Annotated in this window: 17 protein-coding genes; 7 read left to right on the plus strand and 10 right to left on the minus strand. The window is 42.4% G+C overall.

Annotated features, from left to right (window positions below):
• Nucleotides 1-20 precede the first annotated feature (20 nt).
• Genes AC5JM2_RS07860 through AC5JM2_RS07870 form a run of 3 tightly spaced genes read left to right on the plus strand, consistent with a single transcriptional unit; the run spans nt 21 to nt 1,734 of the window.
• A complete protein-coding gene (locus AC5JM2_RS07860; protein WP_495834335.1) occupies nt 21-701 on the plus strand; it encodes a DUF2834 domain-containing protein in 681 nt (226 codons plus the stop codon).
• A 4-nt stretch (nt 702-705) separates the two neighbouring features.
• Nucleotides 706-1,389 carry a hypothetical protein gene (locus AC5JM2_RS07865; RefSeq protein WP_495834336.1) on the plus strand — a complete coding sequence of 228 codons (684 nt, stop codon included), beginning with the start codon at nt 706-708 and terminating at the stop codon, nt 1,387-1,389.
• A 27-nt stretch (nt 1,390-1,416) separates the two neighbouring features.
• On the plus strand, nt 1,417-1,734 hold the full coding sequence (locus tag AC5JM2_RS07870; protein WP_495834337.1) for a hypothetical protein: 318 nt from the start codon (nt 1,417-1,419) through the stop codon (nt 1,732-1,734).
• Nucleotides 1,735-2,188: 454 nt separating this feature from the next.
• Here AC5JM2_RS07870 and AC5JM2_RS07875 read toward each other — a convergent pair whose 3' ends face one another.
• Both AC5JM2_RS07875 and AC5JM2_RS07880 read right to left on the minus strand, forming a co-directional pair.
• Complete coding sequence (locus AC5JM2_RS07875; RefSeq protein WP_495834338.1) at nt 2,189-3,448, minus strand: cytochrome P450; 1,260 nt, start codon at nt 3,446-3,448, stop codon at nt 2,189-2,191.
• Nucleotides 3,449-4,067: 619 nt separating this feature from the next.
• Nucleotides 4,068-4,436 (minus strand): winged helix-turn-helix transcriptional regulator, encoded by a 369-nt coding sequence (locus AC5JM2_RS07880; RefSeq protein ID WP_495834339.1) that lies wholly within the window; start codon nt 4,434-4,436, stop codon nt 4,068-4,070.
• Between the two features lie 113 nt (nt 4,437-4,549).
• Here AC5JM2_RS07880 and AC5JM2_RS07885 point away from each other — a divergent pair, with 113 nt between their 5' ends.
• Nucleotides 4,550-5,185 carry a hydrolase gene (locus AC5JM2_RS07885; protein WP_495834340.1) on the plus strand — a complete coding sequence of 212 codons (636 nt, stop codon included), beginning with the start codon at nt 4,550-4,552 and terminating at the stop codon, nt 5,183-5,185.
• Nucleotides 5,186-5,674: 489 nt separating this feature from the next.
• Nucleotides 5,675-6,277: a GNAT family N-acetyltransferase gene (locus AC5JM2_RS07890; RefSeq protein ID WP_495834341.1), complete on the plus strand. Its 603-nt coding sequence runs from the start codon at nt 5,675-5,677 to the stop codon at nt 6,275-6,277.
• Between the two features lie 103 nt (nt 6,278-6,380).
• Here the strand turns inward: AC5JM2_RS07890 and crtW are convergent, their stop codons facing one another.
• On the minus strand, nt 6,381-7,157 hold the full coding sequence (gene crtW, locus AC5JM2_RS07895) for a beta-carotene ketolase CrtW (protein ID WP_495834342.1): 777 nt from the start codon (nt 7,155-7,157) through the stop codon (nt 6,381-6,383).
• Nucleotides 7,158-7,813: 656 nt separating this feature from the next.
• On the opposite strand from crtW, the gene AC5JM2_RS07900 reads away from it, so the two are divergent.
• Entirely contained in the window at nt 7,814-8,632 is an 819-nt protein-coding gene (locus AC5JM2_RS07900; RefSeq protein ID WP_495834343.1) for an SDR family NAD(P)-dependent oxidoreductase, read from the plus strand.
• A 24-nt stretch (nt 8,633-8,656) separates the two neighbouring features.
• On the opposite strand, the gene AC5JM2_RS07905 is transcribed toward AC5JM2_RS07900, so the two are convergent.
• The 4 genes from AC5JM2_RS07905 to AC5JM2_RS07920 all read right to left on the minus strand — a co-directional run bounded on the left by AC5JM2_RS07905 (nt 8,657) and on the right by AC5JM2_RS07920 (nt 11,350).
• Entirely contained in the window at nt 8,657-9,115 is a 459-nt protein-coding gene (locus AC5JM2_RS07905) for an SRPBCC family protein (protein WP_495834344.1), read from the minus strand.
• A 128-nt stretch (nt 9,116-9,243) separates the two neighbouring features.
• Complete coding sequence (locus tag AC5JM2_RS07910) at nt 9,244-9,432, minus strand: CPXCG motif-containing cysteine-rich protein (protein ID WP_495834345.1); 189 nt, start codon at nt 9,430-9,432, stop codon at nt 9,244-9,246.
• Nucleotides 9,433-11,079 carry a B12-binding domain-containing radical SAM protein gene (locus AC5JM2_RS07915; RefSeq protein ID WP_495834346.1) on the minus strand — a complete coding sequence of 549 codons (1,647 nt, stop codon included), beginning with the start codon at nt 11,077-11,079 and terminating at the stop codon, nt 9,433-9,435.
• Nucleotides 11,080-11,095: 16 nt separating this feature from the next.
• Nucleotides 11,096-11,350, minus strand: coding sequence for a SemiSWEET transporter (locus tag AC5JM2_RS07920; RefSeq protein WP_495834347.1), 255 nt, complete (start codon nt 11,348-11,350; stop codon nt 11,096-11,098).
• A 249-nt stretch (nt 11,351-11,599) separates the two neighbouring features.
• Here AC5JM2_RS07920 and AC5JM2_RS07925 point away from each other — a divergent pair, with 249 nt between their 5' ends.
• The gene (locus tag AC5JM2_RS07925) at nt 11,600-12,004 is read left to right on the plus strand and encodes a hypothetical protein (RefSeq protein ID WP_495834348.1); all 405 of its coding nucleotides are present in this window, start codon (nt 11,600-11,602) and stop codon (nt 12,002-12,004) included.
• 31 nt (nt 12,005-12,035) lie between these two features.
• Here the strand turns inward: AC5JM2_RS07925 and AC5JM2_RS07930 are convergent, their stop codons facing one another.
• The 3 genes from AC5JM2_RS07930 to AC5JM2_RS07940 form a co-directional block, all read right to left on the minus strand.
• Nucleotides 12,036-12,962, minus strand: a complete 927-nt coding sequence (locus tag AC5JM2_RS07930; RefSeq protein ID WP_495834349.1) for a DUF4037 domain-containing protein — start codon at nt 12,960-12,962, stop codon at nt 12,036-12,038.
• 38 nt (nt 12,963-13,000) lie between these two features.
• The gene (gene aroC, locus AC5JM2_RS07935; RefSeq protein WP_495834350.1) at nt 13,001-14,089 is read right to left on the minus strand and encodes a chorismate synthase; all 1,089 of its coding nucleotides are present in this window, start codon (nt 14,087-14,089) and stop codon (nt 13,001-13,003) included.
• Between the two features lie 112 nt (nt 14,090-14,201).
• On the minus strand, nt 14,202-14,612 hold the full coding sequence (locus AC5JM2_RS07940; protein WP_495834351.1) for an endonuclease domain-containing protein: 411 nt from the start codon (nt 14,610-14,612) through the stop codon (nt 14,202-14,204).
• Nucleotides 14,613-14,830: the final 218 nt, after the last annotated feature.

Consider the following 14,830-nt stretch of genomic DNA (forward strand, 5'->3'; position numbering starts at 1 on the left):
AATCAAAACTAGCTTGAATAATGGTTAGAAAAATTACTTTTGGAGCGCTATGGCTGGGATTTATTGTCTATGTCTTTTTATTTGCCCCTCCCGATCAACCTGATACATTCGATTTGATTAAAGATCTTTCTACTGGTCAGTGGCAAGGAATAAACCCCCTGATTATAGCACTTTTTAACATCATGGGCATCTGGCCTATGATTTACAGCTGCTTGGTATTTATTGATGGTAGAGCACAAAATATTCCTGCTTGGCCTTTTGCTAGTGTTTCGTTTGGAGTAGGGGCTTTTGCATTACTACCTTACTTAACCTTACGGGAACCAAATCAAGAGTTTCCTGGCAGCAAAAATGCTTTTCTCAAGATATTAGATTCTCGCCTAACAGGTATTGCTCTGGCGATCGCCACAGTTATCTTAATTGCTTATGGTGTAGGACAAGGAGATTGGGGAAATTTTGTTCAGCAGTGGCAGACAAGCCGCTTTATTCATGTGATGAGTTTAGATTTTTGCCTGCTTTGCTTATTGTTTCCAGCCTTGTTGGGAGATGATATGGCGCGGCGAGATATCAAGAATCCTCAGTTGTTCTGGTTGATTGGATTAATTCCGCTGTTTGGTCCGTTGATTTATTTATGTATACGTCCACCATTGCAAGAAGCAGCTGACAACATAATACAGAGTCAGCAACAAAGCGCCATAAATTAAGATTATGAGTCGAAAAATTGCTCTTTGGTTACTGTGGGTTGGATTTATCGCCTACCTTTTGTTGTTCGCTCCTCCACTGCATTTAGAGGAAACTCTGACGTTACTCAAAAATATCTTTACTCTAAATTGGGCAGATGTAAATCCAGTTCTCCTCTGTTTGTTCTCCCTTGTTGGGATCTGCTTGTTCATTTACAGTGGTGTTCTGTTCTTTGATGGTAGGATGCAGTGGATTCCTTTCTATCCTTTTGCAATAGCGTCCATTGCTTCAGGTACGCTTGGTCTTATACCTTATTTGGCTTTGAGGGAAGACAATCAACAATTTTCTGGACACAAGGATGCTTTTTTAAAGCTGTTGGATTCTCGCTTTTTTGGTATTGCTCTGAGTTTAAGCACTGTTGGTTTGTTTGCTTATGCAATTCTTGGGGATTGGGTAGGATTTTGGCAGCAGTTTTTGGGCGATCGCTTTATCAATGGTATGAGTTTGGCATTTTGTTTATTTTGCCTACTCTTCCCAACCGTCTTAGGCGATGATATGGCGAGACGGCATTGGAATAATCCTCAAGTGTTTTGGGCAGTATCACTTGTTCCTCTGTTCGGTCCACTTGTGTATCTTTGCCTGCGTCCACCGATACCGGAAAATGTTGCGCAACAAAGACCAGCATCTTTTGGCAGCAGTAGAGTGCGATAGGCTTTGGAGTGTAGCTGATACTAGGGTATGAGCTACACTCCAAAGCCAGTAAAATATAAAGTTATGAGTGTGAGTTTAATAGAAGTAACGAAGGAAAACTGGATTCAATGTATCAGGCTTAAACTTGCACCTGAGCAAGAAGGTTTAGTAGCATCAAATGTAGACTCAATTGCAGAATCAAAATTTGAGCTTCACTATGTGCCAAGGGCAATTTACAACAACGAAAATGTTGTTGGTTTTCTCATGTACTGTCCTGAGATACTGGTGTTTAGACTAAAAACAAGCGATAGGCATGCAGGCGTCTGCGCTCCGCGCAATCGCCAAAAAATAGTTATTTTGTACTAAAACCAAGCCAGAATGCACTGGTGTAAAAAATAGAGGGTTATCTGCGGTTGAAGCAGGCACCCTCCAACGGAAGATGAGAGAAGAACCACCAACGCTCACCTTTCGCGCTGGGAACTTGTAGCTAAATTAAAGACTTTTCGTAAAGCTAAGGACGCAACATTTGAATTGCTGGACGCGGTTTTAATAACTCGTAATGCTTACAGTTTGGCTGATTTTTCCCTATCCCAGTCTTCCGTAGAAAATGGTCAAGCTTCTATGTTCGCGTCCCTTGCGCGTGTCCCCTTGGGACTCAGCCTTACAAGATTGTAGACCTCTGCGTCATAAATTAATGAAACTTTACATAGAACAAATGCCAAAAGCTGGTCGGATCGTACTTGCTGGAGACCATACAGCATGGCCACGACCAGACGCAGTCACTGATCCAAAATGCAAAATGGTATCACTTAAGCCTCTGCTAGAACTTTACGGGTAGCGAATCGAACCCCTTGAAGAGCAGACTTTTATGTTTTGTTGGAATAGCTTGCTTATCCGGATCGAAGCTGAGATTCGGTAGTCTTCTAAGTAATGTGGTGAAGCAAATAGTTAACTCCATGCGAGCTAAAACGGATCCCAGACAAAAGTGAATGCCTGAACCAAACCCAAGGTGTTCGTTGGGCGATCGCGTAATATCGAAAACCTCCGGTGAGTCAAACTTCTCGGGGTCATGATTCGCCGCCCCAAGCCCCAGTGCGATGACGCTACCCGCCGTGATGTCCTTACCGCCAATCGTCAGGTCTTGTTTGGCAATCCGAAAGAAAAAAGGAACGGAGGTATCGAAACGGATCATTTCTTCAACAGCGGAATTGATCAGAGTCGGATTTTTTTTCAGTTTTTGCAGTTGATCCGGATGACGCAGCAGTGCATTCACCCCATTGGAAATCTGGTCTGTGATGGTCAACAGACCTGCACCTAAGATCTGAATGCATAGAGATGAGATTTCCTCAAGATTAAATCCCTGCTCAAGGTAGGCCACACTCAGCAGGCTAATCATGTCAGTTCCGGGTTGCCGACGCCGTTGTTCAACCAGTTGCCTGATTAGTGCAGAAAACTGTACGGCAGCGAGGTCTGCATGAAGTGCAAATTCTTCAATTTCAATATTTGAGCCGCCCGGTGCACCCCAAAAGGTGCTTATATCCGATGCCCATTCGAGCAGGTTCGCTCTGTCGGTTTCTGGCACACCAAATATCTCAGGAAGAATGAACAATGGTAGTGGTACCGACAAATCGGATACAACATTCATGCAGCCGTGATTTTGAACGTTATCCAACAATTGATCGGTGGTGTTGTGGATAATGGCACGCCAGCTTTCCAAAGCACGAGTTGTAAATCCCTGATTGGCTAACTTCCGCAGTCTGGTGTGATCCGGTGGATCTTGCTCAACCATTATTTTTGTTACCAGATGAAGGAAATTCTGGATTAGGTTGACATCCAAATTTTCTAACTGATTGATAAACAACGCTGTGCGGTCTGAACTCAAACGCTCATCCTGTAAAGCCGCCTTAACATCTCTATAGCGTGTCAAAATCCAGTAGCCAAAAGACTCACAATAGTGAACGGGGTCTTCTGAACGCATCCGTTTGAAGAGTGGATAGGAATTGACCAAAGCTGATGGTGCAAACAGATCATAGGTTTGCTGGTTTGCTTTTGCTGGCATATTCAAGTGTTGTGAATTCATTTGCTTAACCTCAATAGCGGAGTGAACTAAAAAAAATTTAGGTAGTCACGCTTTAGCCTCATATCATGTCCGGTTAAAAACTTATCATTAAGGGGCAGGGGGCAGGGGGAAAGAAAGTTTTAAGGTATTTTAACTGCTTTACCCATTGGTAACAAGTTAAAAACAAGTTAATTTTGTCAATAGACCTAAATATAAAAATTAATTTATATAGGAATGATAATCAATAAAAAGGGTAGAACCAAGGTTGATGACCTCGGTACATAACTATATGCCACCGTTGATTAACTGATATCTTGCAACGTTACGAGTCAACCACTAATCTTTATAAAAAATAGTGTTTAAATATACTTCCAAAGTATATTCCGTTTCAGTCCATTTTAATGAACTTTGGCTATGAGCCTGGGACTTACAGTCCCGTGACGAGAACAGAGTCAAATAATATGTAATAACTTAGACATCTATTTTCCCTGGTGCAAGATGTAAGCCTTTAACTAGCGCAAGAAACCGCTAGCAACATATGAAAGAAACACCATCTCCCTTCTTGGCTGTTAAGAGTTCCCTGTTCCCTGTTCCCTGTTCCCTGTTCCCTGTGTTTCTTAGGAGTCAATTAACACCAGCATCATTCACTTATTTCACTATTTCCACTTTCTCTAGCTGCTTCTACTTCATGGTAATGCTCCATTGACCATTGACACAAAGCTCTGAGTGGTTCAATGAGCGTTTCTCCCAAAGGCGTTAAGGAATACTCCACCATTGGTGGTACAGCAGGATATACATTGCGCTGCACAAGACCATTTCGCTCCAAATCGCGCAGTGTACGTGTTAGCATCCTCTGCGAAACGTCTCCAATTTCTCTTTGAAGCTCACTGTGGCGTTTAGTACCGTGAGATAGCACATAGATCACCACGGTCACCCATTTGTCACCTACTAAGTCGAGCGTTTGTCGCAAGTAGGGATGCGAATTGAGAAGGCTAGGATATTGATCCACTTTCAATATGAACCTTACGTACAAGCGTGTAACTATGGCACTTTTGTGTACCTACTTGCGGAACCGTTGACTTCATTGAATAATTAAGCCTTGAACCGCTTAAGGAACTGTCAATGACTAACATAACAGGTAACAGCGACGCATTTTACGATCCACTGACACCTGATAATACCGCCATGTTGCTGATTGACCATCAGGCTGGACTTTTTCTAGGTGTTCATAGTATTGATCAGCAAATTCTAAAGAATAACGTGATTGGTTTGGCAAAAACAGCAAAAGTTTTCAATTTGCCGACTGTGTTATTCACCAGTTCTGCTAAAGGTCCTAATGGTCCTACGATTCCAGATCTCATTGAACTATTTCCCGATCATGAAATTTTTAATCGCTCACCGATTAACCTTTGGAATGATCCTAAATCTCGTGCGGCTGTAGAAGCAACCGGACGCAAAAAGCTGATTATGGCTGCGATCACAACCGATGTCTGTCTAGCGTTTCCGGCACTGTCAGCACTTAAAGCAGGATATGATGTTTACGCTGTCATTGATGCATCTGGAACCTGGAGTCCACAAGCAGAGATGGCGACTATACTGAGGCTCACGCAAGCCGGTGCAATTATGACGAACTGGGTTGCTGTTGCAGCGGAACTAAAGCACGACGAAGATCGGCCCACGACACCTGCAATGAACAAAGCATATGGCGAACATATGGGACTCTACGACTTCCTAGGCGATATTGCTGCGGTAAAATAAGCTATTGTCTGACAAGTCCTTGTAATACCATTACAGCGGTTTTCTGTAAGGTGGGCATTGCTCATTAATATCTCAAATGTCTATCACATCGGCTTTTCTAAGCAATGCCCACCCTACGATTTGTGGTCTATTCATATGAAAACTGCTGTAATAAAGCACTGCTGCCTAAGCGCAAAGCGCACGCTACGTGTTAGCCCTTGGTGTGCGCTTGCGCTTACGCGATCGCTCTATTGATCATGTAGCATAGGAGTGATCTCTTGTTGGACAGCCAAATGGCTGTTGTTCCTTGCGTATTTCTATCACTCTTGAGCAAGATCAAGCTATCCATTCATGGAATCTCGCATTCAATCGTACCTGCGCGTCGCGGCGAGCCAGCAACGTGACACGGAGCAGATAGGTCCGTTCCTCGGAACCTTCAACCGCTACAACGCCAACCCCTTTCTTAACTATGCCATCCCCGACAACGATGCCACGCCGTCCCTCAGCGACGTGAACGCACTTATCACTGCCTACCTTGGGCGTAAACGAAAGCCACGTTTGGAGTATGTTGCGAAACTAGCACCTGCTGTCGAGGAAGCGCTGACATCAGGTGGTTTCACCGTTGAAGGACGCCTGCCGCTTATGATCTGCACTCCTGGTTTAGAGCAATTCCTTCGGGTTCCCTTAGGCATAGAACTAATCGTGCCGGTTTCGGATGCTGATATGCTCGCTACTGTGACGGTGCAAAACGAGGTCTATGGAGATTCTACACCAAGTTCCGAAGACGTTAAACGTCTACAAACTAGCATAGCTGCAGGTGGAATCGCGGTACTCGCTCGTGTAGCAGCAACAGGCGAACCTGTGGGGGCTGGAGTATGTTCTGTGCCCGCAAACCAGACGACAGAGATCGCTGGCATTGGTGTGCGTGTCCCTTTCCGCCGACGAGGTGTAGCAGGAGCCTTGACGACTCGGCTAGTGCGAGAGGCTTTTGACGCAGGCGTTACAATGGCTTTTCTGATGGCGGCGCATGAGGAAGAAGGGCGGATCTACACTCGCGCTGGATTCTCGACAATTGGCGAAATTTTGCATATTTCGCTGCCGCACCTGCAGTAGATTTTTAACCTCACTGCTAACGTGCGACAAATTTGGCTGATCAAGTGGAGTTCGATCAAGGTCTATTGTGTATTAGAATGCAAAGTTTGTAACCCAGGATCATTTACATATTTGGTGCATTAGTTGTCGATCGCTTCAACATATGAGCATCTGGCAATTGCCACCAAGGAACATGAGGAGACTCGTGATGTTCTTCGTGATAACCAAAATGATAGCAGGTAAGAAATGACCACCAAACAGGATATGAGATAGTTTTGGCGCGGTGAGGTTCACTATACCCGTCTTTTGGCTCACGATGGGGCAAAAATGTGCCGAAATAAAATAGCTGTATTGAACTGATAAGTGCAGGTATTGCCCAAAACAAAGTGAGATTTGTTCGGGGTATATGGAGTATGAAATAGGCTAAGTTATAGATAATTGTTATGATAAGCATTTGCCCCCAACTTGAGTAATTTTTCATGAAATAAAAATACCAAACAAATAAATTTTTATGTTCGCCATCGTGAAAATCGGGGTCTTTATCACTCGCAGGATGATGATGATGCATCCAATGTTTTCTTAATAGTTTTTGATAAGGTAAAAAACCATAAAGTGTTAAACATAGTGAGCCAATAAAGTGATTAATCTTATTGTTTGCAGGAAAAACTGCCCCATGCATAGCATCATGAGTCGTAATAAATAATCCTGTGTATAAAAATGCCTGCCAAAGCATAGCAAGCGATAAAGTCAAAATATTAAAGTTAGAGATATCAACAGAAAGTAATAAAATCAAGCTGGTCACCCAAGTTGCAATTATTACAATAGCAATGACAAGTCCTGCAGTAGATGGACTGGGAAGTTTTTGTTGATGACTGATTGGTTTTTCTAATTGTTGAATCATGGTTGTACTTCGTTTTGGAGGAAAATTCAAAAAAATAAGCTCATGACGAGATACATTAACAGTTCACACAAGCCTAGGCAGTTACTTGTCAACTAGGTGAGATAAGGTGGGGAACTGTTTCCATAATTCCCGGACTGTATTTTATCCAGTCGTAAGTAGATGTTGCCCAAAGAACAACATTCGCTTTACATTTCACATTATGTAGAAATGTTAATTTACTTTAATAATTACATACAATTGCCAGACCGAAAACTTTTTCCGTCTGAAGGTTGACTGTATGGGTGTCATACAGCAAAATTTTAGAGAAAGATTCACAACCCAGAACCCAGAGTGCACAAGAGGTTAGCTCTTGTGTCTGTAGTGTCGGCTTATATCTTTAGCTGAGTTTTAGGTTCTTTCAAATCTAGTAAATGAGGTTGAGTACGTCGCGCCCAACGCTGTAACCGCTAAGATCCCAAAGTAGCTAGGCGATAAAACCAATCATCAGGTTAATAAGAGTATGATGCGCCTGCCAAATAGAGGATTTTTTTTGTCATCAGGTAGTAGTCAGGTATACCAAGAGAATTTCAAAATTGAAAATCTAACGCTAGTCAGAAGGTTTATTAAATTTTGTTGCTCAAACTAATAGATAGGAAATAAAGTTTTTAACTGAAAAGATGGCTCCTACAGTACTCATTACAGGTGCTTCCCAAGGTATTGGGAAAGCAACAGCACTTCTATTTGCTCGCAAAGGATATGACCTGGTACTCACTGCACGTCAACTTGACGAATTGGAAAGGGTAGCACAAGAGGTGCAAAGCCTTGGTCGTCCAGTACCACTTATAGTTCCTTGCGATGTTAAAGATCCATCGCAGGTGGAAACACTCGTAGAAAAGGCTTTGGCTGATTACGGCTACATTGACGTACTGATTAACAATGCAGGTATTTTCGCAGAAGCACCAGTGGAGAAGTTTTCTCTAAGCGATTGGCACCAAATCATAGATACTAATTTATGGGGATATATTCACACAATTCATGCCCTTTTGCCTCATTTCCTTCAAAGGAGAACTGGAACAATTGTGAATATAAGTTCCATTGGCGGTAAAGTGCCTATTCCTTACTCAGTGCCGTACTCCACTAGTAAGTTTGGCGTCACAGGTTTGACAGAGGCGTTGCACGCAGAATTGAAGCCAAAAGGTGTTCACGTTTGTGGAATTTACCCCAATGTGATCAAGAGTCGTTTTGTGGAAGCGGCTGTTTTCCGTGGTAAAGATGAGCAAGATGCGAAATCCCGTCGTGATCAGATGAACAGCGTCCTAGAAATTCCAGGTGTGGAGAAGCCTGAGGACGTGGCAAATGCCATCTGGGACGCTGTTAAAAACCATAAGTCTGAAGTATTTGTTGGTTCGGCAAATTTGTCGCAAGCGTTTTATCGATTGTTTCCAGGTTTACTTCAGTGGGTTTCAAACCTTGCTTTGAAAAATAAAGATAAATAAAAGCTGAGAATGTACAGAATTTACTTAACGTGCTAATAGTGACTCACATTCACGCTTCGTCACAAAATGTCGGTAACGAAACATCGCTTCTAACTGGGCTTGCACAAGCCAACCACTGACAAATTCCACCGGTTGTCCACCAGGCATAGAAAAGGAAATGTCATCAGTCAATCTCGTTGAACCATTTTCTGGTTCAAACAAATGTCGATGCTTCCAATAATCAAAAGGTCCGGAAATTTGTTCGTCGGTAAACAGGTGATATTCTTCGTATTCTGTGTGACTTGCTAACCAACGCAAAGGCAATGGTCCCAAATAAAGGCGAAACTCAGTGATAGCACCCCTTCCAAGTCCCCCTTCGCGGCGGAGGACTTGAACGGGTTGCCAAGGTGGAGTCAGCAGTTGCATAACATCTGGTTTTTCGTGGAATTTCCAAACAACCTCTACTGGTGCATTAATGACTGATGAATATTTAAAGTGCAGCATTTCAACGGTTTTCAGTTCTGTAAGTAATAATTGGTAGTTGTTAGTTGTTACTTACATTTTTAATAACGACTAAGCATCCCTTACGATTTCTTACCAAAAAATTTCCAATTTAAAATCAGTAGAAAAGTTTATTCTTCGTATTCAGTATCTATTTTTACATCAAGAGTCTCTTCATCAATCCGCACGTAGAGAAGATTGGGACGACAACAAACTTGACAATCTTCTACGTAAGATTGCTGTCCACCTGCACTCAAATCAATAAAGGTAGTATTGGGTTCTCCGCAATAGGCGCAGTAGTATTCGGCTGTTGTTTGCATTTATAAGTTTAACGGTTGTAGTTCTCTTTCGGATGAGTTGAAATGACTGGTGGCATCAGCCAAGTGCTTTAGTAGTGTAGACTGTGGTAACGGACCTTGCAAGTGGTTCCAAGGTAAGATTTGGTCTGTTGACCAATTGGTATGAACGTAAAAATCTAAGTCGGGGATTTGTCCTTTGAGTTGTTTGAAAGCACGTTTGTAACTACCTAGAGAATCACCGAAGTTGCGGGTTAGTTCTAGGAAGTAGGAGAGTCGGCGATCGCCTCTCGATAACAAAGTCTGAATTATTGACCAATTATAACTTTCCGGGCGAAAGTCTATTCCTTGAGGCTTGAGTTTTTTCTGTAAAAACTGCAACCTTTTTTCTGCTTGCGGATTCACCCCAAACCACTGAAATGGTGTATGTCCTTTGGGGACAAAAGTACTGCATCCTAGTGTTAACCGTAGTCCAGGAGCAGCTTTTTTGATATCGCGCATCATCGTTACAGTTGCATCCAAATCCTCTGGTTCTTCACCAGGAATTCCCACCATTCCGTAGAGTTTCAAACTAGATAATCCCCCAGCTTTCGCATTCAATGCTGCTTGGATGATTTCATCATTTTGCAACTTTTTATTGATAATCCGTCGTAATTTTTCTGAACCACTTTCTACTGCAATGGTGAGGGATCTTGTATCTCGTCTTGCCAAAGTCTGCGCCAATTGTACAGTAACTGTATTTGTTCGTACTGAGGAAATGCTCAGACGTATATCATCGTACTTTGGCTGATTAATATAATCCAGTAAAGCTTCAAATTCCGGATGTTGAGTAACTGAAGCTCCCAATAATCCTAACCGATTTGTGACTGATAACCCTTTTTCAATTGCTGGAATCAGTGAACTCTCAACACTCGCTGTTCTAAAAGGTAATGTCAGATAACTTGCCAAACAGAAGCGACACATTTCTGGACAACTTCTCACCACTTCCACCATGAAGATATTTTCCCAAGCCGCTTTTTCTGTCACGACTGTTGATGCTGAAAGGACATTTCCTCGGTAAGTTTGCTTTTGCACCACTGCAGGAATTTCTGGTGAAATTGGTTGAATTAATTTTACTGCGCCATCTAATGCATGATATTCCACCTCATACAAACTAGGAACATAAACACCAGAAACTTGTGCTAATGCTTTGAGTTGGGTTTGTCTATCAGCTTTTCTAACTTCTTTGTAAGCTTCGATAAAATTCCCCAGCAAAGTTTCCCCATCTCCCAGCAAAATCACATCAAAGAAATCTGCGAAAGGTTCGGGGTTAGCTGTGAGTACTGGACCGCCACCAAAAACTATGGGATCATGATTATCTCGGGCATTTGCCCTGATGGGAATTTCTAAAGATTCCATCAGATTCAAAACATTAACATAATCGAGTTCCCACGACAAGGAAAAGCCCAATAATTCCGGCGTTCTTGGGAGTTGTTCATGAGTGTCGGTGAATAAACGACTCACCTGTACATCAGAACGCATTGCTAAAGTTGCCCATACTACCTGATAGCCAAGGCTAGTAATACCCACAGTGTACTCGTTGGGAAAAGCAAAAATGGTGGGAACAGCGTCAGTGTCAGGAATAGCAGGGGTAAATAAGAGGCGTTCAGCAGTAAAAAAAGAAGATGTCACAGGTGTTTACAATAAATTATCTATATTTAATTTTAAACCATAGAATTATCAGGTTAAAAAACAATGTTACGGCGTTAGCAAGAATAATGGGTAAAGCTTGTAGAAATATTCCATATATTAACCATAGAAATATCCCCATATTGAAGCAAATAAGCATGACAAATGAAACATCTTTTGCTGATTTTGACCGCCATGTTTTCAGCATTTGCGGCAAGAAGGAAAATGTAGTTAACGTTGCCGCAACTAATCCTAATATGTTAATCCAATTCATGGAGATGCAACCCTTATAATATTTGTTTAAGATGATATCAGCACAAGAAGTGCAGGAGATACGAGTGCAAGCGCATATTCGACTTGTGGTGGTGAGCATGATCCCACACTCCAATTATCTTTGCATAACTTACAATCTGTGCTCTAAAAGCAGGTAAGCGAATAATATATCAAGTTTTACGTAATCAGCTTCACGCGTGCTGTAGAACTTAGTACTAACAAATTCAATAGATATTAATAGTCATCAATAATGCTATTTCGTCCTCCTTCTTGGAACCAGTTAATTTTATATGTAGTAGGTGTATGTTCGCTGTCACTTCCTTTTGCGCAAAGTGTTCAAGCAACTCCAACACAAGAAGTGCGTAACTTCTGTCGCAAGCAGGATAGTGTATTTGTTGCTGCGGAGACTAAGAATTATTGGGTAAGTATCTGTGGTAGTGATTCACCACTGACTTATGTCGGTGTAAATAAAAAGACTGGTCAAACTGTACGCTTACCTCTAAGTGTAAATGGGCGAGATTCCCGAGGTAAGTACTTTGAAGCTGTTAATAACGATTATACTTATATTCTTGCAGAATCGACCAAAGGCAAAAACTTGACCGTTGCTAAAGGTATTCGTGAAATTCTGCGCGAACCAGTAATTAGAGGTTGGTAAGCATCAAAATTGATTCTTCCAACTGTTAATTTCAATTGTCGATTAAATTCTCTGCACGCAACAATTCTTCCAGACGATTAATCAAGTTATTAGCTTTGCAAAGAATGCCTTGATCACTAAATGGATATGCAATACAGCAAATAAGGCTGTTTATATTTTGCTCCATATTTACAGGTAACTTTTGACATAGCTGTTTGGCAAATTCTATCAAGTGTTTCTCTCCCGGTGATGGTAGATAGTTGATAGCAAAAATAATATCAAAGTAACTTGCTATTAATGCAGCTATTCGATGGTTTACACTCACAAAATCATTACGATTGATTGCCACTTCTATCTGATGCAGGTAGGAAGAAATATTATTTCTTAAAATCGGATAATTTTTGGCAATGATAGCTCGTCTTAAAGGTTCGGGATAGGGTTGATTAGCTTTCTGTTGCAGTTGTTGAAACCAATCATTTCGGTCATACAAGCATGTTGAATGCAAAACATTCCACCAAAAACAAGTGGAATAGCCAACTGAGCCTTGATGCTTCACAAGTACAGAATCTAACTGTGCTTCAATCCATTGGGGTGAACGGTACATAATATCAATCCCATTTCCAGAATTGGTTTCTATCCACTCATCCCCTGGTTCCCAAAATTGATTATTGATTTCGCTACGATTAGCAAATTTTTGACTGATTTCGGAACGAATGTCTATGGGAATGTCTTCTTGTATGTAAACATAAAAATCGAAATCAGAGAATTCATCGGAAACTTCAGTTGCTTGAGAACCTGCTAAAGCAACAGCTATGACTTGAGGTAGTTGACTAAATTCTGAGGCGATCGCTTGAGCTAAAGAATTATTTGTGACCATAATTTCTAGCAAATTGCATTTAGGTGCTATGTACCCTCGAACTAAGTAGGTGAGCCAGTGCTTGATGACGGTTTCCCGACAGAGGCATCTGGCGTTGGACATAGGCAATGTCCACCCTACAGTCCTATAAATCAATCATCCTACAACACCTTACACTGCCCGTGATACCGTAATAGATGGTCACAGAGCACCAACGCTACCATCCCTTCAACCATTGGCACTGCACGCGGTAACACACAAGGATCATGGCGTCCTTTCCCTGCTAGAGTCGTTTCTTCACCCTCATTGCTGACTGTCTTCTGTTCTTTTCTAATCGTTGCCGTTGGCTTAAATGCGACACGCAAGATGATATTTTCACCGTTGGAAATACCGCCTTGAATTCCACCAGAACGGTTGGTGACAGTGCGAGTTTCTCCATTTTCATCTACATAAAACTCGTCGTTATGCTCAATACCAGTGAGTAGTGTCCCCGCAAAACCGGAACCAATTTCAAAGCCTTTGCTGGCTGGCAGAGACATCACACCTTTAGCGATATCCGCTTCCAATTTATCAAAAACTGGCTCACCCAAACCTTTGGGCACATTTCGCGCGACGCATTCGACTACGCCACCGACAGAATTACCTTGTCTGCCAGTTTGCTCAATTAATTCAATCATCCGTTCTGCGCATTCCGCATCGGGACAGCGGACGATGTTACTTTCAACTTGTTCTAAAGTGACAGTATTGGAATCGATCGCGCCTTCTAAATCTTTGATACGTTTGACGTAACCAATAACTTCGACATTGGCGACTTGACGGAGGATTTTTTTGGCGATCGCACCCGCCGCAACTCGTCCTATAGTCTCCCGCGCCGATGATCTACCGCCACCTTGCCAATTGCGGATACCATATTTGGCGTCATATGTTGCATCCGCATGAGAGGGGCGATACTTAACCGCCATCTCATCATAATCCTGAGAGCGGGTGTCTTTATTGCGTACCAGAATTGAAATTGGCGTTCCCAGGGTTTTCCCTTCAAATACCCCAGAGAGAATTTCGCAAGTGTCCGTTTCCTTGCGAGGCGTTGTAATCTTACTTTGTCCGGGACGTCTTCTATCTAGTTCTACTTGAATTTCCTCGGCAGAAATTTCTAATTGCGGAGGACAACCATCAATCACAACTCCCACACCGCCGCCGTGGGACTCGCCGAAAGTGGTGATGCGAAACAGATGCCCAAAAGTGTTGCCCATAATATTGAGGAAGTATCGTCAAGCGCCGTATTCTACGTATAGCATTTTCTCATCACAAAGCGAAAAACCAGATGACTGTGATTTACCTATTTCTTTGACTTTTTTTGCTGACTTAGCCCCCCTTTTTAAAGGGGGTTGGGGGGATCAACTCCTCAATCCGCTGACAAACCCCCTCAAAATCATTCATCACCACATCATTAGTAAATCTCAAAACCGTCAACCCATATCCTTCAAGAACTGCCGTTCTTTCCTGGTCACACACTCGCCCCTCTGGCGTAAAATGACTCTCCCCATCAATCTCAATCACCAATTTAAGCGCAGCACAGTAAAAGTCAACGATGAAACGGTCAATAGGTCTTTGTCGCAAAACTCGAAATCGGAATGTCCGCAGATACTCTTGCCAAAGCTTTTTCTCAGCCGGAGTGGGGTTTTGACGAAATTCTTTTGCTCTCGATACAAGCTGGGGATTGTAAGGCAGATGGAAATCTGTGGTGTTGAGGTTTCGGTTGTTAAAGGGTGGCATGAGATCATTCTCGATTTTGATCCCCCCGCCTGCGGCGACCCCCTTAAAAAGGGGGTGAAAGAGGGAGATTAGTATTTTCAGTTATATACCTGTAAATAACGCTTCAGTACAACTTGATTTTATTCCCCCCTTTTTAAGGGGGGTTAGGGGGGATCTTCACATGATGTACATAACGCTTTGGTGCAACTTTATTTTGATCCCCCCGCCTGCGGCGACCC

The organism is Brasilonema angustatum, from assembly GCF_059505445.1.